Here is a 22,724-nt window from a genome sequence, read left to right on the forward strand (position 1 = left end):
CGGAGAACTCCCGTGATCAGGCGGAGAACTCCCGTGATCAGACGGAGAACTCACGTGATTACGCGAGTTCTCCGTTCAATCACGTGAGTTCGCCGTCCAATCACGGGAGATCTCCGTTCGGGCACGCGAGTTCGGGGTTGGTGAGCGGGTGGCGAAGCGGGTCAGAGGGCCTCGAAGGCGGCGAAGTCCGCTTCGGTCTGATCGGCGTAGCGCACCGCGTAGGCACCGATGGCCTCGTCGAGGTCTTCGTCGTCCTCGAAGTATCCCGCCAGCATCTGCGGATGCAGCGACCGCGCGTGCGCCCGCGCCAGCAACGCGCCCGCCAGGCGGCCGTAGTCGTCGAGGTGGTCCTTCTTCAGTTCCGCGGGATCGATGTCGCCCTTGAGGTTCCGGAACTGCCGCACGATGTAGGGCAGGCCGTCGATGGTCGTCCAGCCGAGGAGGATGTCCGTCTCGGCCTGCACGAGCCGCGCGCCCTCGACGATCCGGCGACCCTCGTGCTCCGGCGCGGTCAGGCCGAGGTGCGGCGCCAGCGCCGACGGAACAGCCTGTTTCACTTGCAGCACCAGGTCTTCACCACTGTTGCCGTGCAGCAGCGCGACATAGCTGCGCAGTCCGACACTTCCGGTGCCGACCACCCGGAAGGCCACATCGGACACCCGGTACCGCGAGAGCAGTGTCCGCCGCGATTCGCGGATCGTGTCCACATAGGACACCAGGCCGGTGATCACAGCGTCCGCCGTCGCGTCGTCGACGTGCGTGAGCACCGGAGGGTCTTCGACGAACCGGTGCCGTTCGAGACCGGTTTCGTGGTCGTCGATCCGCCGGGTCCACTTCGCGGTGACCTTGGCGCTGGTGTTCTTCCGCGCCTTCTCGGCCGCTTCCTCGAAGTCGTCGATCAGGTCGTGCGCGCGGACCGTGCTCAGCACCGACGCGTCCGGTAGCGCGTTCCACGACCGCAGGAACGGCAGTTCCGCCAGCCCCCGGATGGTGCGCCGGTAGGACTTCACCGCGTCTTCGGCGGCCTCACGGCAGCCCGATTCGCCGATGCCGCCCTCGCGCCCGGCCAGCACGAGACTGGCGGCGAGCCGTTTGAGGTCCCACTCCCACGGCCCCGGCACGGACTCGTCGAAGTCGTTGATGTCCATCACGATCTGGCCCTCGGGCGTGCCGTAGAGCCCGAAGTTCGCCGCGTGCGCGTCCCCGCAGAGCTGCGCTGTCAGTCCCGACGACGGCGACCCCGCCAGATCCGCGGCCATCAGCCCGGCCGCGCCGCGGTAGAAGGTGAACGGCGACGCGAGCATGCGCTCGCGCCGCAGGTCCACCAGTTCCGGCAGGCGGCCTTCGTTGGTCCGCGCGAAGAATTCCGCCACACTTGGACGGCCCTCGCCCGCCGCCGCGTGATCGTGCGCGGACGTCGGCGCCTCGTCCCGCAGCGCCTTGCCCCTCGCGAACCAGTCCTCCGGCGTCACCGTCTCGGTGCCGACCAGCGGCCGCTCGACCCACTCCCGCACGTCTCCCATGGACAGCCAACGTACCGGCCGCCCGAAAGGTTCACTGGGTCTTGACGACCTCCGTGATCGCGTCGATACCGCGGTCGAGTTCCTCGCGGTTGATCACCAGCGGCGGCGCGATCCGCAGCGTGTGGTCGTGCGTCTCCTTGCACAGCACGCCGCGTTCGGCCAGCGCGGTGGACGCCTCCCGGCCGGTCGGCCCGCCGGGCGCGATGTCGATCCCCGCCCAGAGTCCGCGGCCGCGGACCTCGGCCAGCCCGTTCCCGACCAGTTCGCCGAGCCTGCCGTGCAGGTGAGCGCCCAGTTCCCGCGAACGCTCCTGGAACTCGCCGGTCTTCAGCAGCCCGACGACGGCCCGTCCGATCGCGCAGGCGACCGGGTTCCCGCCGAAGGTGGATCCGTGCTCGCCCGGCTTCAGCACGCCGAGCACGTCCTGGCTGCCGACCACCGCCGAGACCGGCATGATCCCGCCGCCGAGCGCCTTGCCCAGCGTGTAGACGTCGGCGCGGACGCCTTCGTGGTCGAGCGCGAGGACGGTGCCGGTGCGGGCGAGGCCGGACTGGATCTCGTCGGCGATCAGCAGGACGTTGTGCTCGTCGCACAGCCGCCGCGCCTCGGCGAAGTAGCCGGCGGGTGGCACGATCACGCCTGCCTCACCCTGGACCGGCTCCAGCAGGATCGCGGCGGTGTGCTCGGTGATGGCGTCACGCAGCGCTTCGGCGTCGCCGTACTTGACGGTGACGAAGCCCGGCGTGAACGGGCCGAAGTCGGCGCGCGCGGTCTCGTCGGTGGAGAAGGACACGATGGTCGTCGTGCGGCCGTGGAAGTTCGAACCCGCGACGACGATCTCCGCCGTCCCGTCGGGGACGCCCTTGACCTGGTACGCCCACTTCCGGGCGATCTTCACCGCGGACTCGACGGCCTCCGCGCCGGAGTTCATCGGCAGCGTCATCTCGGTACCGGTCAGCTCGGCGAGTTCCCGGCAGAACAGTCCGAGCTGGTCGTGGTGGAAGGCGCGCGAGGTCAGCGTGACCCGGCCGAACTGCTCGATCGCGGCGGCGATGAGCCCGGGGTGGCGGTGCCCGAAGTTCAGCGCGGAATAGCCGGAAAGGAAGTCGAGGTAGGTCTTGCCCTCGACGTCGGTGACCGAAGCGCCCTCGGCGGTGGCGATCACGACGGGCAGGGGGTGGTAGTTGTGCGTGCTCCACTGCTCGTCGAGCGCGATGAAGTCGGCGGTCGTCATGCGTTCAGGTTAGATGCCTATCTGGTGGACTTCATCCGGGAAACGTTGCTTTGACCCGTTGTTCGTTGCGTATCGACTCCTTCGGGTGGCGAAATCATGCATCGGAGTACTTGATCACCGCAGGCGCGTGACGCGGACCGCGGTTATCGTCGCCGGATGGCGAAAAAGGACCACCTCTCCGTGCGGGACGCGCTGAGGATCGGCAAGGGAACCGAGCGGCACGATCCGGGCTCGTTCCCGGTCGGCCCGCACAAGAAGCCCAAGGCCCTCAAGGACCTCGTAGACTCCGGCGGCAAGCTCGCGAAGCTGCAGGAGGCCCTCTACGCGGAGGGCGTCGGCGGTGGGAACCGCAGTCTCCTGCTCGTCCTGCAAGGGATGGACACCTCCGGCAAGGGCGGCACAGTCGGGCACGTCCTCGGCCTGGTCAACCCGATGGGCGTGCGCTACGCGGGGTTCAAGAAGCCGACCGCGACCGAACGGCGCCACCCTTACCTGTGGCGGATCCGCAAGCAACTCCCCGTGCCGGGGCAGGTCGGCGTCTTCGACCGATCCCACTACGAGGACATCCTGGTCCCGCGGGTCCAGAAGCTGGTGCCCGCCGCGGAATGGCGCAAGCGCTACGCCGAGATCAACGCGTTCGAACAGGAACTGGCCGACGCCGGTACGACCGTCGTGAAGGTGTTCCTCGACATCTCGCCGGAGGAGCAGCTGCGGCGGCTCAAGGCCAGGCTGGAGACCCCGGCGAAGTGGTGGAAGTACAACCCCGCCGACCTCGACGCCCGCGCCCAGTGGAACGACTACCAGAAGGCCTACGCCGACATCTTCACCAAGACCTCCACGACGACAGCGCCCTGGTACGCCGTCCCGGCCGACCACAAGTGGTACCGCAACTGGCTGGTCGCGCGGCTCCTGATCGAGACCATCGACGAGATGGACCCGAAGTTCCCCCCGGCGGACTTCGATCCCGAGACGGAGTTGAAGAAGCTGGAAGGCGTTGGCGTACCGGGCTGAATGTCTGGCTGTGTTTTCTGAAAGAGTGCGGACGTGACCGACACCAGCCTCGAAGACCTCCCGTTCCTCCGCCGACAGGCCCGTACCCAGCGCTTCACCCTCGGCGCGCCGAAAGAGTTCAAGGTCGCCCCGGACGGCTCCCGCGTCTTGTTCCTGCGGTCCGAGTCGGGCACCGACCCTCGGCACAGCCTGTGGTCGTTCGACGTCGTGTCGGGCGAGGAGACGAAGCTGGTCGACGCGGCCGAACTGCTGCCCGGTGAAGAAGACCTGCCGCCCGAGGAGCGGGCCCGCCGCGAGCGCAGCCGGGAGACCGGTGGCGGCGTGGTCGGCTACGCGGTCGACGCCGCCTTCACCGTCGCCGCGTTCTCGCTGTCGGGCAAGCTTCACACGCTCGACCTGGCCACCGGCGCGGTATCCGTGCTGGTCGAAGGCTCCGTCGTAGACCCGCGGCCCAGCCCGGACGGCACCAAGGTCGCCTATGTCCGCGACCGTCGGCTGCGGGTGATCGACCGCGCCACCGGTGAGGACCGGGCGCTCGTCGAGGAAGACGGCGAAGACATCGCCTGGGGGCTCGCGGAGTTCATCGCGGCCGAGGAGATGGGCCGCACCCGCGGCTACTGGTGGTCGCCGGACGGGAAGAGCCTGCTGGTCGAGCGCTCCGACCGGGCGAGCGTGCCGCGCTGGACGATCGCCGATCCGGCCAATCCGCAGTCGCCGGCCAACGTCGTCGCGTACCCGGCGGCGGGGACGGTGAACGCCGACGTGACGCTGGCGTTCCTCGGGCTCGACGGCTCGCGCGTCGACGTCGCGAAGACCGACTGGGAGTACCTGGCCGCGGTGCACTGGTCGGCAGCAGGCAAGCCGCTGCTGTCCGTGCAGTCGCGTGACCAGCGGAAACTGGAGATCCAGGCGGTCGACCCGGCGAACGGTTCGGTCGAGATGCTGCACACCGAGACCGACGAGCACTGGGTCGAGATCGCCGCGGGTGTCCCGGCGTGGACCACCGACGGCAGGCTGGTGCGCGAGAGCGCCGCAGACGGTGACCACCGGTTGGTCGTCGACGGGGTCGCGGTCACCCCGCCGGGCGTGCAGGTGCGCTCGATCCTGCACGTCGGCGCCGAGGTGCTGTTCAGCGCGTCGGAAGCCGATCCGACGCAGATCCACGTCTTCCGCACCGAAGGCGGCGAGCTCCGCCGTCTGTCCACTGAGGACGGTGTGCACGTCGGCTCCGGGAACGCCTCGCTGGCCGTGCTCTCGTCGTGGAGCCTGGAGCGCAGCGGCCCGGTGGTGACCGTCGTCGACGGCGAGAAGACGGTGGCGCGTATCGGTTCCTACACCGTGGATCCGGACGTCGTGCCGAATCTGACCTGGCTGACGCTGGGGGATCGGGGTCTGCGCGCCGCGCTGGTGCTGCCGACCGGGTACGACGAGAGCGAAGGCAAGCTCCCGGTGCTGCTCGACCCGTACGGCGGCCCGCACGCCCAGCGTGTCCTGCAAACCCGCAACGCCTTCCTGACCCCGCAATGGCTGGCGGACCAGGGTTTCGCGGTGCTGGTCGCCGACGGGCGCGGGACACCCGGCCGCGGTTCCGCCTGGGAGAAGGAGATCGCGGGCAAACTCGCCGACGTCACCCTCGCCGACCAGGTCGACGCCCTGCACGCGGCCGCCGCGCTGCACCCGGAACTGGACACCGAACGCGTCGCGATCCGCGGCTGGTCCTACGGCGGCTACCTGTCCGCGCTGGCGGTGCTGCGCCGTCCCGACGTGTTCCACGCCGGTGTCGCGGGCGCCCCCGTGACCGACTGGTCGCTGTACGACACGCACTACACCGAGCGCTACCTCGGCCTCCCGCAGGAGGAAACCGCGTCGTACGAGCACAACTCGCTGATCGCCGACGCCAGTGACCTGTCGCGGGCGCTGCTGATCGTGCACGGCCTCGCCGACGACAACGTTTTCGTCGCCCACTCGTTGCGCCTGTCGTCGGCACTGCTGGCCAAAGGACGCCCGCACGTGTTCCTGCCGCTGGCCGGCGCGACGCATATGACGCCGCAAGCCGAAGAGGTCGCGGAGAACCTGATGCGCACGCAGGTGGACTGGATCGTGCGCGAGCTGTCCGGTGGCGCGGCGAAGAGCGAGGAGAACGCATGAAACGGTGGGGCATCACCATTCCGCTGACCGGGGTACCGCTCGCGGCGCACAAGGAGATGGTCGAACAGCTGCCCGATCTCGGCTACACCGACGCGTGGTCGGCCGAAACGGCGGGCAACGACGCCTTCGCCCCACTGGTGCTGGCCTCGCAGTGGGCGCCGCAGCTGCGGCTCGGCACGGCGATCGTGCCGGTGTACACCCGTGGTCCCGGCCTGCTGGCGATGAGCGCGGCGACCGTCGCGGAACTGGCGCCCGGCCGGTTCGTGCTCGGCATCGGGGCGTCGTCGCCGGTGATCGTGAAGAACTGGAACGCCGCCGAATTCGAGGCTCCGTTCGCGCGATCCCGTGACACACTGCGGTTCCTGCGGTCCGCGCTGGCGGGGGAGAAGGTCACCGAGGACTACGAGACCTTCTCCGTCAGCAAGTTCCGGCTGGAGCGCCCCACCGACCCGCCGCCGTCGATCATGCTCGCCGCACTGCGGCCGGGAATGCTGCGGCTGGCCGCGAAGGAGGCCGACGGCGCCATCACCAACTGGCTCGCCGCCTCCGACGTACCCAAGGTGCGGGCCGAAATCGGGCCGGACGCCGAACTGGCCGCGCGGATCTTCGTCTGCCCCACCGAGGACAAGGCCGCCGCGCGCGGACTCGGCCGGATGCTCATCTCGAGCTACCTGACCGTGCCGGTGTACGCGGCGTTCCACGACTGGCTCGGCCGCGGCGAGGCGTTGGCGCCGATGCACGAAGCGTGGGCCGCGGGTGACCGGCAGAAAGCCAACCAGGTCATCCCGGACGAGGTCGTCGACGACCTGATCGTCCACGGCAGCCTCGATTCCTGCCGCGAGCAGGTGCAGTCCTATGTGGACAACGGGCTGACGACGCCGATCATCGCGCTGCTGCCGACGGGTGAGGATCCGTTCGCGCACGTGCGGGGCCTGGCTCCGCGGTCCTGACTGGGGCACCGGATGCTATGAAGGACGCTTTCATTGCAAATTTTGCTATGAAAGCGTCCTTCATAGCGCGCGCAGGGGCACGTCAGGCGACGTCGAACATCTCCTCGTACCGCGAAGCCATCATGTGCGAACCCTTGATCTCCGACGTCGTCGCCGCGTCCAGGATCCCCATCTCCTCCGCGTAAGTCGCGCCCCCGGAAGGTCCGAGCGGCAGCGAGATCATCGGCCCGCCCGGCGTGTGGGTCCGCAGCTCGCCGCCTTCGATCAGCGCCCGGATGTTGGCGACGACGACCTCGGCGTGGTCACCGGCCACCTTCGCCAGTTTCCCCTCCGGCAGCGCGGTGATGTCGCCGAGCGCGAAAATCCGTGACTGGCCGGGAAGTCGCAGGTCGGCGTTCACCGCCACCTGCCCGTTCGCCTGCCGCGCCGCGGCGAGATCGCCGTCGAGGTACGCCGTGTGCGGCGCGCCGCCGAAGCACTGGAACCACAGGTCGGCGGTCACCTCACCGCCGCCGGTCAGGGCGGCGGTGAACGTCTTCACCTGCCCCGGTTCCGACACCGGCGGCTCGGTCAGCGAAGTGCCGAGCAGGAGTTCGACGCCCAGTTCGTCGAGCTGGCGTCGGATCTCCGCGCGGAACTCGTCCGGGAAACCGGGCAGGATCTCCTCAGCCGGGTCGGCGATCGTCACGGATTTCTCCGGCCACACCGCCTTGATCTCGCCGGCCAGTTCGAGCCCCACCGGGCCCGCGCCGAGCAACAGCACCTTCTCCGCGCCCGCGAGTTCCTCCCGCGTGGCATGGATCTTCGCCTTCGCCGAGGCGCTGTCCTGGAAATCGATCTTCGCCGGGAACGGGTACGCCGAACCGGTCGCCAGCACGATGTAGTCCGGTGTGAGCCGTTCGCCCGACGCGAGCGTGACACCGCCCTGGTCGACGCTCGCCGCGCGGTCGCGGAGCACCTGTCCCCGTTCGAGGAGGCGGGCGTACGGGTAGAAAAGCCGATCCGTCCACTCGGGATCGACGAGCCCGCGCAACGCGGCGACGTGGTGGACGAAGTCCTCGCGCGGCTCGACGAGGACGACGTCGGTGAACGAGTCCAGTTCCTTGGCGACGGTGGTTCCGCCGTATCCCCCGCCGATGACGGCCACGGTCGTGGTCATGAGATCCCCTAGTTCGTAGTACGGAATGTTGGTACTGCGAACTACAGTAGTTCGTACTCCGAACGACCGTCAAGTAGGCTGGCTTCATGACCACGGCCGAAGACCTCGGATTCGCGACGGCGCTGGTGCGGCTCTCGCATCTCGTGCAGCGGGCTTTCATCGACGTCGGCCGGTCCCACGACCTCACGCCGCAGCAGGCGCAGCTGCTCTGCGTGCTGGCGCAGGGGGAGACGGGTGTCGGGATGACCGAGCTCGGCCGGATGCTGAACCTGGAGAAATCCAGTGTCACCGGACTGGTGGACCGGGTGCAGCGGCGTGCGCTCGTCGAGCGGGTCGCGGATTCCTGTGATCGCCGGGCGCTGAAGATCACGCTGACCGAGGAGGGCCTCCGGCTCGCGAACGCCGCTCACGAAGGCGTCGTCGAGAAGCTGGAGGAGATGGCGGCGGATCTCCCGGTCGAACAGCGTGAGGCGATCGCGGCGGCCGTGTGGCGGATGGCGCCCGAAGACTGAGTCAGTGCCAGACGGCGGAGGCGAGCAGGAGCCCGGCCGCCGCGGCGCCGATCCCGGCGACCATCGTGACGCCGACGTTCAGCGCGGCGCGCCGCCGTGTCTTGCCGGTGAACAGGAGCAACGTCTCGTACCCGAAGGTCGAGAACGTGGTGAGCCCGCCGCAGAACCCGACGGCCAGCAGTGAGCGGACCGTGTCCGGCTGGCCGCCGTGCAGGGCCCAGCCGGTGAGGACGCCGAGGATCGCCGAGCCCACGACGTTGACGGACAGGGTGCCCCACGGGAAGGCGGTGCCTCGCCACGCTCGCATCCGCAGATCGGTCAGATAACGCAGGATCGCGCCGAGGCCGCCACCGAGCGCGACGAAAAGGATGGTCATTTCTTCACCGCGCGGGTGATTTCGTGCCCGGCGTAGACCGCTACCAAGGCGGCGGCCACCGTGCCGAACGCGTACGCCAACCCGGTGAACGGATGCCCCGTCGTCACAAGATCGAGTGAGTCCGTCGCGTAGGTCGAAAACGTGGTGTAACCGCCCAGGATCCCGACCCCGAGGAAGGGGCGCAGCAGCCGGTGCGGGTCGGCCGCCGCGGTCAGCAGCGCCATCAGGACGCCGATCAGCAGACAGCCGGAAACGTTGGTGGCAAAGGTCGAAAGCGCGAACTGCCCTCGAGAATGGGGGAGCGTGACCGACAGGCCGTAGCGGGCGAGGCTGCCCAGCGCGCCACCCGCGCCGACGGCCGCGAGCACGTCCCATCGCGGGCGCGGGACGGATGCCGGATCAGCCATGGATGGCAGCTTAGAACCGCTGTCCGAGTGAACGAGTACCACGGGTGTCGAAGATCGCTCGCCAGGCCATTTTTCCCTGCTGGGCGGTGAATTTTCTCCCAACGTGTCGTAGGCTTGGCGACGCTCCAGGCCGATTTTCGGTCCGTCCGCTCGTCTGAGAAAAAGGTGGCAGGATGGCACAGGAACAGTCAGGTACGCAGGCTCCCGACAGCGGTTTGCTGCTGGAGGTCGAAATGATCCCGACCGCGGTCGACCGCGGGAAGGCCAACGGCGCGGCAGCCGACAACGACGGCAACGACGGCTGAGTGCCCGAAACGCCGACACTGGCTGACCTCGTGGCTCCGCTCGGGGTCAGCCAGTTCTTCCAAGACGTCCAGGGCGAGACCTATCGCCGTTTCGAAGGCCGCGCGGGCCGGTTCGCCGACCTGTTGCCCTGGCCGGCGCTGAACGCGATCCTCCGGCAGCACCGCCTGGAGTTCCCGCGGCTGCGCCTGGCGCTCGATGGCACCCCGGTGCCCATGGAGAGCTACACCGATCTCGTCCCCACCCGCCGCAGTGGCACCGTGCCCCGCTTGCAGGCCGCTCCGTTCACCGAGCACCTCCGCGGCGGCGCGACGATGGTGCTCGACGCCATCCAGGAACTCAGCGACCCGATCGGCGATCTCGCCAGGAGTCTCGAACACGACCTCCGCGAGAGCGTGCAGGTCAACCTGTACGCGGGCTGGGGCGTGACCCACGGCTTCGACGTGCACTGGGACGACCACGACGCGTTCATCATCCAGGTCGCCGGCCGCAAACGCTGGCGGATGCACGGCCCGACCAGGCCCGCTCCGCTGCACCGCGACGTCGAACAGCCCGAGCGGCCCGGTGAGCCGATCGACGACTTCGTCCTCGAAGACGGCGACGTCCTCTATGTCCCGCGTGGGCACTGGCACGACGTCACCGCGGTGGGGGAGATGTCGCTGCACCTCACGCTCGGGTTCAGCCCGGCCACCGGGATCGACCTGGTGTCCTGGCTCGCCGACAAGCTGCGCGCGAGTACCGTGTTCCGCCAGGACCTCCCGAGATTCGGGACGGAAGAGGAACGCGCGGCCCGTGCCGCCGCCCTGCGCGCGGAACTGGAAGCCACGCTGACCACCGACGTCGTCGACAGGTTCCTCACCGAACGCGACTCGTCGGCCCCGGCGCATCCGCGGGTCGGACTGCCCTGGGCGGCGACCCCCGGCCTGCTGCCGGACGGCGACGAGACCGAGGTCCGGTTCCTCGTCCCGAGAGCGGTGCTCGAAGAAGGCAACGGCCGGGTGACCCTGCTCGCCGGAGGCAAGCGGTTCGTCTTCGCGGATGCCGCCACCCCGGTGCTGAAGGCGCTGCTCGACGGCACCCCCCAGGCGGTCAAGCGACTCGCCGAGCTGTCCGAACTCGATCGGGGGACACTGCGGGCCTTCCTCGGTGAGCTCACCACGCAGGGTCTTCTCTCGATCGGCTGAAAGTCACAAGGGACGAGGAGTGTGAAGAGAGCCCGGACGGGGTAAGCTAAGGCATGCCTAAGGTGACGTCCGGAGGGAGCGGCCGATGACTGCTCAGCTCTCGGACACCCCAGCGCCGGACAGTCCGGCGTCGCCCGCCGCGTTGCCGGGCTGCGCGACCGTCGCGCGCATGCTGGGCGCGAGCCCCGCCGGTACCGCGGCCGACATGCGCTGCTGGCTGCTCATCGAGCAGCCGGGCCCCTGGCCCGCGGACGCGCTGGAAGACGTCCTCGACGAGGCTTTCCCCGCCGAGCGCCGTGAGCTGCTCGAGAACTTGAGACGTTCACACGGGCTCCGCCCGTTGCTGATCCGTCGTCCCGGCAAGCATCAGCGCGACCCGGATCGCCCCCGTGCCGTGTACGTCGGCGGGGGCGAACCGGGCAACCGTTGGCTGGAGCGCCTGGAGATCCGCGACCTGAGCGACTTGGCCGAGCTGGACCTCCAAGCGGTCGCGGACGGCGTCGGCGGACTCGGCACCCGCGTGGACGGTCCGCTGTTCCTGGTCTGCACGCACGGCACCAAGGACATGTGCTGCGCGGTGCTCGGCCGTCCGCTGGCCTCGGCGCTCAACGTCAACCACCCGGGCCGGTCCTGGGAGGTCAGCCACGTCGGCGGCGACCGCTGGGCCGGCAACCTCCTCGTCGTCCCCGACGGTTTCCTGCACGGCCAGCTCAATCCGGCCGAGGCGGCGATGGTCGCCAAGGCGGCCCTGCGCGGGCAGGTCGAACCGGATCAGCTCCGCGGCCGCACGTCCGCGCGGACGGCGTGGGCGCAATACGCGGAGATCGCGATCCGGCGGCAGCTGAACCTGTCCGGTTTGGACGACGTGCTCGCCGTCCAGGAGGAACCGCTGCTCGAATCCGACGCGCGGGTGGTCACCGTGCGCGGTGGCGAGGACTTCTACTCGGTGACGGTGCGCCGCCGGTCGGCGACGCCGCGCGGGGACAGCCGGTGCGCCGGCCTCATCCAGCCCGCCGGATACGTCACGGACGAGATCACGAAGCTCTGACATTCCGCGACTAGAGGGCTAAACGCGGCAAAGATCACCCGTGTTCGAACACCTGTTTGACACTTATCTAGAACATGTGTTCGACTGGCCGGGTGCGATGGGAACGACAGCGGGTGGACGGCGGCGAGCCGGTCCTGCCCGGATTGGACGGGTTGCGGCGCTCGGCGCGCGCGCCCGAGTTCGACGGCGTCACCTTTCACGAGGTGCACGCCAAAGCCGTGCTGAACAAGGTGCCCGACGGTTCGGGGGTCCCGTTCGGCTGGACGGTGAACCCGTACCGCGGCTGCTCCCACGCGTGCACGTACTGCCTCGAAGGCGGGACGCCGGTCCTGATGGCCGACGGCCGGACGAAACCGTTGGCGGACCTGGCGCCCGGCGACGAGATCTACGGGACGCGAGGGCGCGGCGCGGGACGTCGCCTGGTGCCCACGACCGTCCTCGCGCATTGGTCGACGCTCAAACCGGCGTACCGCCTGACCCTCGACGACGGAACGTCCATCGTGGCCAGTGGCGACCACCGGTTCCTCACCGGCCGCGGCTGGAAGCACGTCACGGGCTCCCGCTTCGGTGCGGCACAACGACCGCATCTGGTCGGGGGCACCGAACTCGTCGGGGTCGGGAAGCTCGCCCGCACCCCCGACGACACCATCGGATACCGCGCCGGGTTCCTCTGCGGGATGCTGCGGTCCGGCGGGTTCTCGGCCGAACAGGCCGCCGCGGACCGCGCGCTCAGGTACCTGCCCGACTTCGGCGCGTCGGTCGGCTTCGTGCAAGTGCCGCCGTCGCCGGATTCCCATTGGCAGCGCGGATTCCTGGCCGGGCTGTTCGACCTCGCCGGCAGCTACCGGCACGGCGCGCTGCGCGTCACCCACGACGAGCAGGACATCGTCTCGACCTTCTGCGCCGCGCTCGACAACTTCGGTTTCCGTTACGTGAAGACCGAAAACGTCAAGTTCAGTCCGTTGTGGACGGTACAGCTGCTCGGCGGGCCGTCGGAGGAGATGCGCTTCTTCCACCTCGCCGATCCCGCAGTCGGCTGGAAACGGTCGCTCGACGGCCTCGCCATCGGCCGGACCCGGCGGAAGGTCTCGTCCATCGAGGCACTCGGCATCGAGCTGCCGCTGTTCGACATCACCACCGGCACCGGTGACTTCATCGCCGACGGCATGGTCACGCACAACTGCTTCGCGCGGAACACCCACACGTACCTGGATTTCGACTCCGGGCGCGACTTCGACACCCAGGTGATCGTCAAGGTCAACGCGCCCGAAGTGCTGGCCGCGCAACTGCGGCGGCCGAGCTGGTCACGCGAGCACGTCGCGATGGGCACGAACACCGACCCTTATCAGCGCGCCGAAGGCCGGTACCGGCTGATGCCGCGCATCATCACGGCGCTGGCGGATTCGGGTACGCCACTGTCCATCCTGACGAAGGGCACCGTGCTGGCCAGAGACCTGCCGTTGCTGGAGTCGGTGTCGAAGGACGTGCCCGCCGGGCTGGCGATCTCGCTCGCACTGCTGGACGAGGAGCTGCAACGTCGCCTCGAACCGGGAACACCGAGCCCGAAGGCGAGGCTCGAACTGATCCGCAAGGCGCGCGACGCCGGGCTCCCGTGTTCGGTGCTGGTAGCCCCGGTGCTGCCTTACCTGACCGACTCGGCAGAAGCGCTCGACGCCTTGTTCGCCCGGCTGGCGGAGGCGGGCGCCACGCGGGTCACCGTCCTCCCGCTGCACCTGCGGCCGGGCGCGCGGGAATGGTTCGCGCGCTGGCTCGGCCGGGAGCATCCGGAACTGGTGCCGAAGTACCGCGAGCTGTACTCGCGCGGCGCCTACCTCCCGAAGTCCTATCGGGAGCGGCTGGGAACCCGCGTCGGCCCGTTGTTGCGCCGTCACGGCTTCGGTTCCCGTGCGGACGACGGGGAACGAATGCAGGTGACGATGCCTGTGCAGCGCGCGGGGGAGGCGATCTTGCCTGCGGCGGAGCAGCTCAAGCTGCTGTGAGCGACCAACACGCACTGTGAAACTTCTTACGTCACAACGCATTCGGCCGTTCGGCTTAGTCACTTGGCGGAAATCCTTTTCGTGATTAATCTCGAAGGGACGAAGGCGAGGAGGTGCCTGTTGACCACCCGGACTGACCGCACCGCCGCTGTCCGCATCGCCTGGGCCGCGACCAAGCTGACCAGAGCGGGCAAACACCCCATCGCCATCGGCAGACTCGCCGCCACCGTCGGCATGGACGCCGCCGAGGCCCACCGGTTGATGGACCTGATGGGTTTCGTCATCCGCGACGGCCTGGTCGTGATGGACCGCGGCCCGCGGCCCGGCCCGGCGGGTTCCGACCTGTTCCGGGTGGACCTGTTCCTACTGGCCGTCGCCACCGGTGAACCGGTGCACGCGGATGCGGTCTGCCCGGCGACTGGAGCGCGCGTCCGCGTCCACTTCACCCGGGACAGGGTGCTGAGTGTCGACCCGCCGCACGCCGTCGTCGCCGCGTCGCGGCTGCCGGGTGTCGACCTCACCCTCGGCCAGGACTACGTCGAGGCGCTGGTCTGCACGCAGTTCTTCGCCTCGAAGGAGGCGGCCGCGGGCTGGCTGCTGGAGAACATCGACGCCCGTGTCCTGTCCGTGCCCGACTACCTGGCGCACACCCGGTGGATGGTCGCCGCGCTGGAAGCCTGGCCGACGATCTGAGAACACCTGGTCGCGAGGCATCCGGGGCGATTCGTTAGCCTTTGACGTCGGCGAAAAGCCGTCGAATCGCAGAACGTGATGCCGAAGGAGAGCACCCGCAGTGCTTCGCACCCACAAAGCCGGCACCTTGCGTGCCGAGCACGCCGGTCAGACGGTCACCCTCACCGGATGGGTGGCTCGGCGGCGCGATCACGGCGGCGTCATCTTCATCGATCTGCGGGACGCCAGCGGCGTGAGCCAGGTCGTCTTCCGCGAGGGTGAGATGGCCGAGCGCGCCCACCAGCTGCGCTCGGAGTACTGCCTCCGCATCGTCGGCGAAGTCTCGAAGCGTCCGGAGGGCAACGCCAACGCCGAGATCCCCACCGGCGAGATCGAGGTGCTGGCCACCGAACTCGAGGTGCTGTCCGAGGCCGCCGTGCTGCCGTTCCCGATCGACGACCGGGTCGACGTCGGTGAAGAGGTGCGCCTCAAGCACCGCTACCTCGACCTGCGCCGCAGCGGCCCCGCCGCCGCGATGCGCCTGCGCAGCGAGGTCAACCGCGCGGCCCGCGAGGTGCTGCACGCGCAGGAGTTCGTCGAGGTCGAGACCCCGACCATGACCCGCTCCACCCCCGAAGGCGCCCGCGACTTCGTGGTCCCGGCCCGCCTCAAGCCCGGTTCCTGGTACGCGCTCCCGCAGTCGCCGCAGCTGTTCAAGCAGCTGCTCATGGTCGGCGGGCTCGAGCGGTACTACCAGATCGCGCGCTGCTACCGGGACGAGGACTTCCGCGCCGACCGGCAGCCGGAGTTCACCCAGCTCGACATCGAGATGAGCTTCGTCGAGCAGGACGACGTCATCGCGCTCGGCGAGGACATCGTCGCCGCGCTGTGGAAGCTGATCGGTGCCGAGATCCCCCGGCCGTTCCAGCGCATCACCTACGCCGAGGCGATGGAGAAGTACGGCTCGGACAAGCCGGACCTGCGCTTCGATCTCGAGCTCACCGACATGACGGCGTTCTTCGCCGACACCCCGTTCCGCGTGTTCCAGGCGCCGTACGTCGGCGCCGTCGTGATGGCGGGCGGGGCCGACCAGCCGCGCCGCACCCTCGACGCCTGGCAGGACTTCGCCAAACAGCGCGGTCACCGCGGGCTCGCCTACATCCTGGTGAACGAGGACGGCACGCTCGGCGGGCCGGTCGCGAAGAACCTCTCGGAGAAGGAGCGCGAGACCGTCGCCGAGGCCGTCGGCGCCAAGCCGGGTGACTGTGTCTTCTTCGCCGCCGGCAAGGCAGCCGACGCGCGTTCGCTGCTCGGCGCCACCCGGCTGGAGATCGGCAGCCGTCTCGGCCTGATCGACGAGAACGCCTGGTCGTTCGTGTGGGTCGTCGACTTCCCGATGTTCATCTCGGCCGAGGAGTCCGACGACGTCGCGGTCGGCAGCGGCAAGTGGAAGGCCCTGCACCACGCCTTCACCTCGCCGACCCCGGAGTGGATCGGCAAGCTCGCCGACGACCCCGGCGGCGCGCTGGCCTACGCCTACGACATCGTCTGCAACGGCAACGAGATCGGCGGCGGGTCGATCCGTATCCACCAGCAGGAACTGCAGAAGCAGGTGTTCGACCTGATGGGCCTCGGCGAGGAGGAGGCGCAGGAGAAGTTCGGCTTCCTGCTCGACGCTTTCGCCTTCGGCCCGCCGCCGCACGGCGGCATCGCGTTCGGCTGGGACCGGATCGTCATGCTGCTGGCCAAGGCCGATTCGCTGCGTGACGTGATCGCGTTCCCGAAGACCGGTGGCGGATTCGACCCGCTGACCGCCGCACCGGCGCCGATCACGCCGGAGCAGCGCAAGGAAGCGGGCATCGACGCGAAGCCCGCACCGCCTGCCAAGAACTGATGCTTCATCTCAGGGCCGTGTGCCCGCCGGAGCGGACCGAAGAAGCGATCCGGATCCTGCGGGCACACCCCGGGACCGCCCACCTCATCGTGCATCGCGGGGTGGCGGTCGCGCCCGAGGGTGACCTGATCGAGGCCGACGTCGCCCGCGAGGCGGCCGACAGGATTGTCGAGTCGCTGTGCGGGCTCGACCTCGACCACACCGGCGGCATCACGCTGGAAGCGCTCGACACCGCGGTGTCCGACGCGGCCGACAAGGCCGAAGAGGACGCGCCGGGGGAGGCCGCGGACGCGGTGGTGTGGCAGGAACTCGTCGGCCGCAGCGGCGAGGAATCCCGGCTTACCTGGACATTTCAGGCGTTCCTGACCATCGCGTGCCTGCTGGCCGCGGTCGGCGTGCTCACGAACTCGTCGGTCACCATCGTCGGCGCGATGGTCGTCGGGCCGGAATTCGGCCCGCTGGCGGCCATCGCGATCGGACTGGTGCTGCGCCGGGGTGATCTGGTGAAGCAGGGCGCCGTGGCGCTGCTCGGCGGATTCCCGATCGCCATGGCCATCACGCTCGGTGTGGTGCTGGTGGGTAACGCCACCGGAGTGCTCGAGGTGAGCAAGCTCGCGGACAACCACGAGGTCGATTTCGTTTACCAGGTGGGAATCGCGTCGCTGATCGTCGCGCTGCTCGCGGGCGCGGCGGGGATGCTTTCCATGACTTCGGCCAAATCCGCCGCGCTGGTGGGTGTTTTCATCTCGGTGACCACCGTGCCCGCGGCGGGGTACGCGGTGGTCGCGGCGGTTGCCAGTCAGTGGGACCGGTGCCTGTATTCGGCCGGTCAGCTGCTGGTCAATCTCATCGGAATCGTTGCAGCTGCGGCCATTGTGCTGATGTTGCGCCGTCGCGGGCAACGATCGAGGGTGACGGAACGTCCGCTTTCACGTGGATGACACCGCAATCGCGCCAGTGCGCGCGATTGCCCGGATCTCAGTGGTCATGGTTGCTCAGTCACGAGTAGGGTCGGTGGCAATGACAGTCGATACCTCCTCTGCCGATGATTCGACAGTCGGAGCCGAAACCCTGGCCGTCGCAGCCGCAATGGCTGCCGGCGAGTCGGTCCTTTCACGCCGATTCGGCAGCGCGATCACCCTCGTCGCACCCGAAGACCTCGCCGGCAGCGGCCCGGCGACGGTAGTGCGGGCGCGGGTGGCGTCGTCGCCGTTCGCGCTGCCACGCACCCTGGTCATCAAGCACTACCCCGATCCGCCCGAACCGGGACGCCCCGACCCGTTCGCGCAGGAGGCGGTCAGCTACCAGCTGTTCACCGCGCTCGCGCCGGAGGACCGGATGTGCCCGGAACTGCTGGCGCACGACGGCCGGTATCGCGTCCTGGTGATCGAGGACCTCGGCGGCGTCCCGACGCTGCACGACAAGCTCCACGCCCGTGACGCTCGCGGAGCCGAACGCGCGCTGCTGTCCTGGGCGAGGTCGCTGGGCAGGCTGCACGCGAGCACCGCGAGCCGTGAGCCCGATTTCAACGCGTTGCTGCGCCGTCTCGGCGGCCCGGTCAAGAACGAGGACGCGCCGCTGCCCGCGGTCTGCGCCCAGCTGCCGGGACTGCTGGAGGAACTGCTCGACGTCGAGACGCCGGAGCCGGTGCAGCGGCGGGTCATGGAGGTCGCCGAGCGGGCGGGTTCGCCGTCCTACCGCGCGTTCAGCCCGGTCGATCTCAGCCCGGACAACAACCTCGTGACCAGCGATGGAGTGCGGTTCCTCGACTTCGAACGCGGCCGGGTGCGCAGCACCCTGATGGACGCGGCGTACCTGCGGCTGCCGTTCGCGTCGACCGCCGACGCGCTGGCGCTGCCGCCGGGGATGAGCGAGGCGATGATCGCGGCGTGGCGGTCCGAGGTCGTCTCGGTCTGGCCAGGGCTCGCGGACGAGGAAGCGCTGGCCGAGCATCTGATGGACGGTCAGCTGCTGCTGCTGTGGATCATCACCTGGGAGATCCTCCCGGAGCTGGACCTGCACCGGCACGCCACGCCGATCAGCAGGGAGGCCGCGCTGGTGACCTGGTGGCGGGAGCTGGCCAAGCACTCGCTGCGTGCCCGCCTGACGGACATCTCCGAGCACGCCACCCGGGTCGCCGCCGCGCTGGGCGCTAGGCTGGGGCCGCACGCGGACCTCGCGTTCTATCCCGCGTTCCGGTAACACCGCACGGACTTTTCGCTCGACCGTCCTCGTCGCGTTACCCAGGCATCACCGCAGGTGAGTCTGCGTGGCCGATGGTGTCTACCGTGACCGTGATCAGTGTCGAAGTCACTCCGAGTCCCGAACCCCTCCTCCCCACGGCCCCGGCCGGACCCCGGTCCGCTCGCAGACTGGTCGTACTCGGCGATTCCACGGCCGTGGGCCTGGGTGACCCGTTGCCGAACCGAGGCGGCTGGCGCGGGGTGGGCCCGCTCGTCGCCGAGGCACTGGGTGTCGAGCCGAACGGCTACCTGAACCCGTCGTTCACCGGCGCGCGCATGGGGTGCGTGCTGACGAAGCAGCTTCCCGCGGCCGTGGCGCACCGGCCGGACGTCGCGCTGGTGGTGGCGGGGATGAACGACACGCTGCGGCCCGATTTCAGCGCCGAGAAGATCGCCGCGGACCTCACCGAGGTGATCCACTCGCTCGCCGCCGTCGGCACCATCGTCGTGCCGGTGCGCTACCACGATCACGGCAAGGTGTTCCGGCTCCCGCAGTCGCTGCGACGGGCGCTGAGCGAGCGGGTGGCCGAACTGAACGCCGCCATCGGCGGCGTCGTCGAGCGCGAGGGTGTGCCGTGCCTCGACCTGGAACTGCTGCCCGGCGCCTACGACCTCACCGCGTGGAGTGTCGACCGGCTGCACCCGTCGGAACTCGGGCACCGGATGCTGGCGACCGGCTTCACCGAACGGCTCGCCGAGGCCGGCTTCGCGGTGCCGTGCCCCGTGAGCCTGACCTGCTCGGGAGGCGTGGAGCCGAGCACCGCCGGACACCTCGGCTGGCTGGTGCTGAAGGGCGTGCCGTGGGTGTGGCGTCGGGGTCGCGAGTTCGTGCCGTACGCGGCCGTGATCATGTGGCACTCGTTCCGGGAGCGGCTGCGCTGACCTGTGCCAGAGAACGTCGGTGGCAACGGCTACCGTCGACACCGTGGCACAGGACGAACTCTTCACCGTGAACCCCGACCTCGGTCCGCCTCCGGAGGAGGACGAGCCGAGGGAGGTCGCCCTGCCGGCCGGTTCGCCGCTGGCGGTGCGGATGCGGCCGCGGTCGCTCGGCGAGGTCGTCGGCCAGCAGCACCTGTTGCGCGAGGGCGCGCCGCTGCGGCGGCTCGTCGAAGGCGCCGCTCCCGCGTCTGTGCTGCTCTACGGTCCGCCGGGGACCGGCAAGACCACGCTCGCGAACCTCGTTTCAGCCGCGACAGGGCGCCGGTTCGTGGCGATGTCGGCGCTGTCGGCTGGAGTGAAGGAGGTGCGTGGGGTCATCGAAGAGGCCCGGCGCCGCCGGAACTACAACGCCGAGAACACCGTCCTGTTCATCGACGAGGTCCACCGGTTCTCCAAGACGCAGCAGGACGCCCTGCTCGGCGCCGTCGAGGACCGGACGGTGCTGCTGGTGGCGGCCACCACGGAGAACCCGTCGTTCTCCGTCGTCGCCCCGCTGCTCTCGCGGTCGCTGGTGCTGCAGCTGCGGCCGTTGACCGACGACGACATCGTCGCGCTGATCGACCGCGCGCTGACCGACGAACGTGGTCTCGGCGGCGAACTCACGCTGACCGAAGAGGCGCGGGCCCATCTGGTGCGGCTCGCCACCGGCGACGCCCGGCGCGCGCTCACCGCGTTGGAAGCCGCCGCCGACGCCGCGAGCGCGACCGAGCACAAGACGATCGATCTCGCCATCGTCGAGTCCACAGTGGACAAAGCGGCGGTGCGGTACGACCGCGACGGCGATCAGCACTACGACGTCATCAGCGCGTTCATCAAATCGATCCGGGGGTCCGATGTGGACGCCGCGCTGCACTACCTGGCGCGGATGATCGAAGCGGGGGAGGACCCGCGGTTCCTGGCAAGGCGGCTGGTCGTGCACGCGAGCGAGGACATCGGGATGGCCGACCCGACGGCACTGCAGTCGGCCATCGCGGCGGCGCACGCGGTGCAGTTCATCGGGATGCCCGAAGGTCGTCTCGCGCTGGCGCAGGCGACCGTGCACCTGGCGACCGCGCCGAAGTCGAACGCCATCGTCACCTCGATCGACGCCGCCCTGTCCGACGTCCGGTCCGGGCGGATCGGGACCGTGCCACCGCATCTGCGTGACGGGCACTACGCGGGAGCCGAGAAGCTCGGCAACGCGAAGGGCTACCGGCATCCGCAAAAAGTGCCGGAAGGTGTTCTGGCACAGCAGTATCCACCGGACGAACTGGTCGGACGGGACTATTACGAACCGACCCAGCGCGGGGCGGAGCGGACGTTGTACGAGCGGGTGCCGAAGTTGCGGCGCACCGTCCGGGGCGAACGACAAGCAGATCGGTAACGTTCGTCGATCTTGGGGATATATCCCTGATGGCTGGGGGATCACCGGGTTGTCGATCTGGGTGGGGGATTCCTCGTGCTCGACCAGCTCGGCGAGCAGCACGAACTGACAGCCTCAACTATGATGACTATGGCTAAGTCCAAAGTTCGCGGCTTGATGGCGTCCTCCGTCGCCGTTCTCACCGCAATGACCGTGATGACCGGTGTTCTCGCCCCCGCGGTGGCGACCGCCGCTCCGGCCGGGGCCTCGTCCGCCGCGGCGCAGACGCCGGAAGAGTTGCGCACCAACGCGGCCGCCGTCGTCGGGCTCGCGATCACCCCGGAGTTGCTGCGGATCAGTGAACGCGACTTCGTCTACGAGATCTACAGGGCTGCGAAGCAGCGAGGCGAGATCGCGCGGGACGTTCAGTTCGAAGCGCTCGATGCCTACAACAGCGGCAGGACCTCGTCGTTCCTCAGTGCCTGGATCTACGAGGCACATCAACGGGACCTGGACCGTGAAGCGGTCTACCAGGCCCGGCGCGCGGAGCGGCAGCCCGCCGCCACGCTGCTCGGTTTCGAGCTGACCACGATCCTGCTGGCCCAGGACGACAAGAACTTCGTCTTCGCGTTGTGGGAGCGGGCCGCCAGGGGATCGTTCGTGCGGTCCGCCGCGGGCACCGTTTACAGCGGAACGCCGGCGGAGCACAAGGAGTTCATCCTTCGCGGCATCTTCGTCGAGCACCAACGCGACTTGGACGCGGCGAAGGAGGCGGCCGAGAAGGAGGCCGCGGAAAAGAAGCTTCGCGACGCCCGGGTGAAGGCCGCCGCGGTCGTCGGCATGGACCCGGCCCTGGCCGCGCAGTTGACGGACGAGTACTTCGTGCAGCACATCTGGACCCGTGACCTGGTGCCTGAGGATTCCGAGGTCTGGTACCAGGCTTGCTACAGCCGGACGCCGGAGCAGTGGCAGGCCTTCATCGACACCGGCATCTTCGAGGCCGCGGCCAAGGACAAGGTGGACGCCATCAAGGTGCGCGCCGCCGCCGTCGTCGGTATCGATGCCCGCTACGCGAGGAACCTCCAGGAGGGTCCCTTGGTCCGGGAGATCTGGAACAGGGCGAGGTCCGGCAGCCAGGTTCAGGCCGCCGCCTATCGTGCCCTGCAGGGCGAATCCCCCGAGCGGTGGCGGATCTTCCTGGAAACGGACATCTTCGCCGCCGCCGAGGCGGACAAGTCCTGAATCTTCCCCACTCGACTGGCCTGTGCTTGATCGACGGAGGACTGGGGACGTTGAGCCTGGATCCACCGGTGTGGTTGTGGGTTGATCTTGATGGCGGTTGTTGATCATGTGTCCGGTTGGTGGGCGGGGTGGGGTGCCGGCCGTCGCATCCGGTGTGTCCACTGTGGTCTGGTTGTTGGGGCGGGTGGTCAGGGTGTTCGGTGTGTTGCGGTGAAGAGGCCTTGGTAGGCGGCTTGCCAGGGCCAGTTCGCTGGTAGTCGCAGGGTGATGTGTCGGGCGGTGCGGGTGATGCGGGCGGGGATGGTGATCAGGTGTCGGCGCAGGGTTCCGGTGCGGGCTTTGGCGTGGAAGACGCTGGTGAGGCAGCCTGTGGCGCGGAGCAGGTTGTGGGTGAGGCAGGCCAGGATTGAGGGGCCTCGATCTTCCCGGACAGCTGCTTGGTGGCTTGACCTACGCTGCTTGCTGCCGGTTTAGGTACTCGGTGTAGACCTCGCTGGGGGTCTTGTAACCGAGTCCTGAGTGGAGACGTTGGTT

The 22,724-nt window shown here is 69.1% G+C and carries 20 protein-coding genes; 15 read left to right on the forward strand and 5 right to left on the reverse strand.

The window, feature by feature from the left end; all coding sequences use genetic code 11:
* Positions 1–161 precede the first annotated feature (161 nt).
* Complete coding sequence (locus ACLARN_RS21940; RefSeq protein ID WP_409493309.1) at positions 162–1,523, reverse strand: DUF2252 domain-containing protein; 1,362 nt, start codon at positions 1,521–1,523, stop codon at positions 162–164.
* A 31-nt stretch (positions 1,524–1,554) separates the two neighbouring features.
* Positions 1,555–2,757, reverse strand: a complete 1,203-nt coding sequence (gene rocD, locus ACLARN_RS21945) for an ornithine--oxo-acid transaminase (RefSeq protein ID WP_409493310.1) — start codon at positions 2,755–2,757, stop codon at positions 1,555–1,557.
* Between the two features lie 156 nt (positions 2,758–2,913).
* Here rocD and ACLARN_RS21950 point away from each other — a divergent pair, with 156 nt between their 5' ends.
* The 3 genes from ACLARN_RS21950 to ACLARN_RS21960 are packed head-to-tail and all read left to right on the forward strand — an operon-like array spanning position 2,914 to position 6,866.
* On the forward strand, positions 2,914–3,768 hold the full coding sequence (locus ACLARN_RS21950) for a PPK2 family polyphosphate kinase (protein WP_409493311.1): 855 nt from the start codon (positions 2,914–2,916) through the stop codon (positions 3,766–3,768).
* A gap of 33 nt (positions 3,769–3,801) precedes the next feature.
* Positions 3,802–5,916 carry a prolyl oligopeptidase family serine peptidase gene (locus ACLARN_RS21955; protein WP_409493312.1) on the forward strand — a complete coding sequence of 705 codons (2,115 nt, stop codon included), beginning with the start codon at positions 3,802–3,804 and terminating at the stop codon, positions 5,914–5,916.
* On the forward strand, positions 5,913–6,866 hold the full coding sequence (locus ACLARN_RS21960; RefSeq protein ID WP_409493313.1) for an LLM class F420-dependent oxidoreductase: 954 nt from the start codon (positions 5,913–5,915) through the stop codon (positions 6,864–6,866). Before ACLARN_RS21955 ends, ACLARN_RS21960 begins: the two co-directional genes overlap by 4 nt.
* Positions 6,867–6,948: 82 nt before the next feature.
* Here ACLARN_RS21960 and ACLARN_RS21965 read toward each other — a convergent pair whose 3' ends face one another.
* Positions 6,949–8,025, reverse strand: a complete 1,077-nt coding sequence (locus tag ACLARN_RS21965) for an NAD(P)/FAD-dependent oxidoreductase (RefSeq protein WP_409493314.1) — start codon at positions 8,023–8,025, stop codon at positions 6,949–6,951.
* 86 nt (positions 8,026–8,111) lie between these two features.
* Between ACLARN_RS21965 and ACLARN_RS21970 the strand changes: the two genes are divergently transcribed.
* Positions 8,112–8,537: a MarR family winged helix-turn-helix transcriptional regulator gene (locus tag ACLARN_RS21970; protein ID WP_409493315.1), complete on the forward strand. Its 426-nt coding sequence runs from the start codon at positions 8,112–8,114 to the stop codon at positions 8,535–8,537.
* A 1-nt stretch (position 8,538) separates the two neighbouring features.
* Here ACLARN_RS21970 and crcB (ACLARN_RS21975) read toward each other — a convergent pair whose 3' ends face one another.
* Both crcB (ACLARN_RS21975) and crcB (ACLARN_RS21980) read right to left on the reverse strand, forming a co-directional pair.
* Positions 8,539–8,913: a fluoride efflux transporter CrcB gene (crcB, locus tag ACLARN_RS21975; RefSeq protein WP_409493316.1), complete on the reverse strand. Its 375-nt coding sequence runs from the start codon at positions 8,911–8,913 to the stop codon at positions 8,539–8,541.
* Positions 8,910–9,320 carry a fluoride efflux transporter CrcB gene (gene crcB / locus ACLARN_RS21980; protein ID WP_409493317.1) on the reverse strand — a complete coding sequence of 137 codons (411 nt, stop codon included), beginning with the start codon at positions 9,318–9,320 and terminating at the stop codon, positions 8,910–8,912. The genes crcB (ACLARN_RS21975) and crcB (ACLARN_RS21980) overlap by 4 nt, the downstream gene beginning before the upstream one ends.
* A gap of 173 nt (positions 9,321–9,493) precedes the next feature.
* Here crcB (ACLARN_RS21980) and ACLARN_RS21985 point away from each other — a divergent pair, with 173 nt between their 5' ends.
* The 11 genes from ACLARN_RS21985 (at position 9,494) to ACLARN_RS22035 (ending at position 22,190) form a co-directional block, all read left to right on the forward strand.
* Positions 9,494–9,625 (forward strand): hypothetical protein, encoded by a 132-nt coding sequence (locus ACLARN_RS21985; protein ID WP_255431246.1) that lies wholly within the window; start codon positions 9,494–9,496, stop codon positions 9,623–9,625.
* The gene (locus ACLARN_RS21990; RefSeq protein ID WP_409493318.1) at positions 9,626–10,807 is read left to right on the forward strand and encodes a cupin domain-containing protein; all 1,182 of its coding nucleotides are present in this window, start codon (positions 9,626–9,628) and stop codon (positions 10,805–10,807) included.
* A gap of 85 nt (positions 10,808–10,892) precedes the next feature.
* A complete protein-coding gene (locus ACLARN_RS21995) occupies positions 10,893–11,855 on the forward strand; it encodes a sucrase ferredoxin (RefSeq protein WP_409493319.1) in 963 nt (320 codons plus the stop codon).
* Positions 11,856–11,947: 92 nt separating this feature from the next.
* Positions 11,948–13,855: an intein-containing Rv2578c family radical SAM protein gene (locus ACLARN_RS22000; RefSeq protein WP_409493320.1), complete on the forward strand. Its 1,908-nt coding sequence runs from the start codon at positions 11,948–11,950 to the stop codon at positions 13,853–13,855.
* A 120-nt stretch (positions 13,856–13,975) separates the two neighbouring features.
* Entirely contained in the window at positions 13,976–14,548 is a 573-nt protein-coding gene (gene merB, locus ACLARN_RS22005) for an organomercurial lyase (protein ID WP_409493321.1), read from the forward strand.
* Between the two features lie 100 nt (positions 14,549–14,648).
* The gene (aspS, locus tag ACLARN_RS22010; RefSeq protein WP_409493322.1) at positions 14,649–16,421 is read left to right on the forward strand and encodes an aspartate--tRNA ligase; all 1,773 of its coding nucleotides are present in this window, start codon (positions 14,649–14,651) and stop codon (positions 16,419–16,421) included.
* A complete protein-coding gene (locus ACLARN_RS22015) occupies positions 16,421–17,362 on the forward strand; it encodes a DUF389 domain-containing protein (RefSeq protein ID WP_409493323.1) in 942 nt (313 codons plus the stop codon). Before aspS ends, ACLARN_RS22015 begins: the two co-directional genes overlap by 1 nt.
* A gap of 79 nt (positions 17,363–17,441) precedes the next feature.
* Positions 17,442–18,623, forward strand: coding sequence for a phosphotransferase (locus tag ACLARN_RS22020; protein ID WP_409493324.1), 1,182 nt, complete (start codon positions 17,442–17,444; stop codon positions 18,621–18,623).
* 74 nt (positions 18,624–18,697) lie between these two features.
* Positions 18,698–19,546, forward strand: coding sequence for an SGNH/GDSL hydrolase family protein (locus tag ACLARN_RS22025; protein WP_409493325.1), 849 nt, complete (start codon positions 18,698–18,700; stop codon positions 19,544–19,546).
* A 43-nt stretch (positions 19,547–19,589) separates the two neighbouring features.
* Positions 19,590–20,969, forward strand: coding sequence for a replication-associated recombination protein A (locus ACLARN_RS22030; RefSeq protein WP_409493326.1), 1,380 nt, complete (start codon positions 19,590–19,592; stop codon positions 20,967–20,969).
* Between the two features lie 129 nt (positions 20,970–21,098).
* Positions 21,099–22,190: a hypothetical protein gene (locus tag ACLARN_RS22035; RefSeq protein ID WP_409493327.1), complete on the forward strand. Its 1,092-nt coding sequence runs from the start codon at positions 21,099–21,101 to the stop codon at positions 22,188–22,190.
* Positions 22,191–22,724: the final 534 nt, after the last annotated feature.

The organism is Amycolatopsis sp. cmx-11-12 (assembly GCF_046269425.1).
Classification (GTDB): domain Bacteria; phylum Actinomycetota; class Actinomycetes; order Mycobacteriales; family Pseudonocardiaceae; genus Amycolatopsis.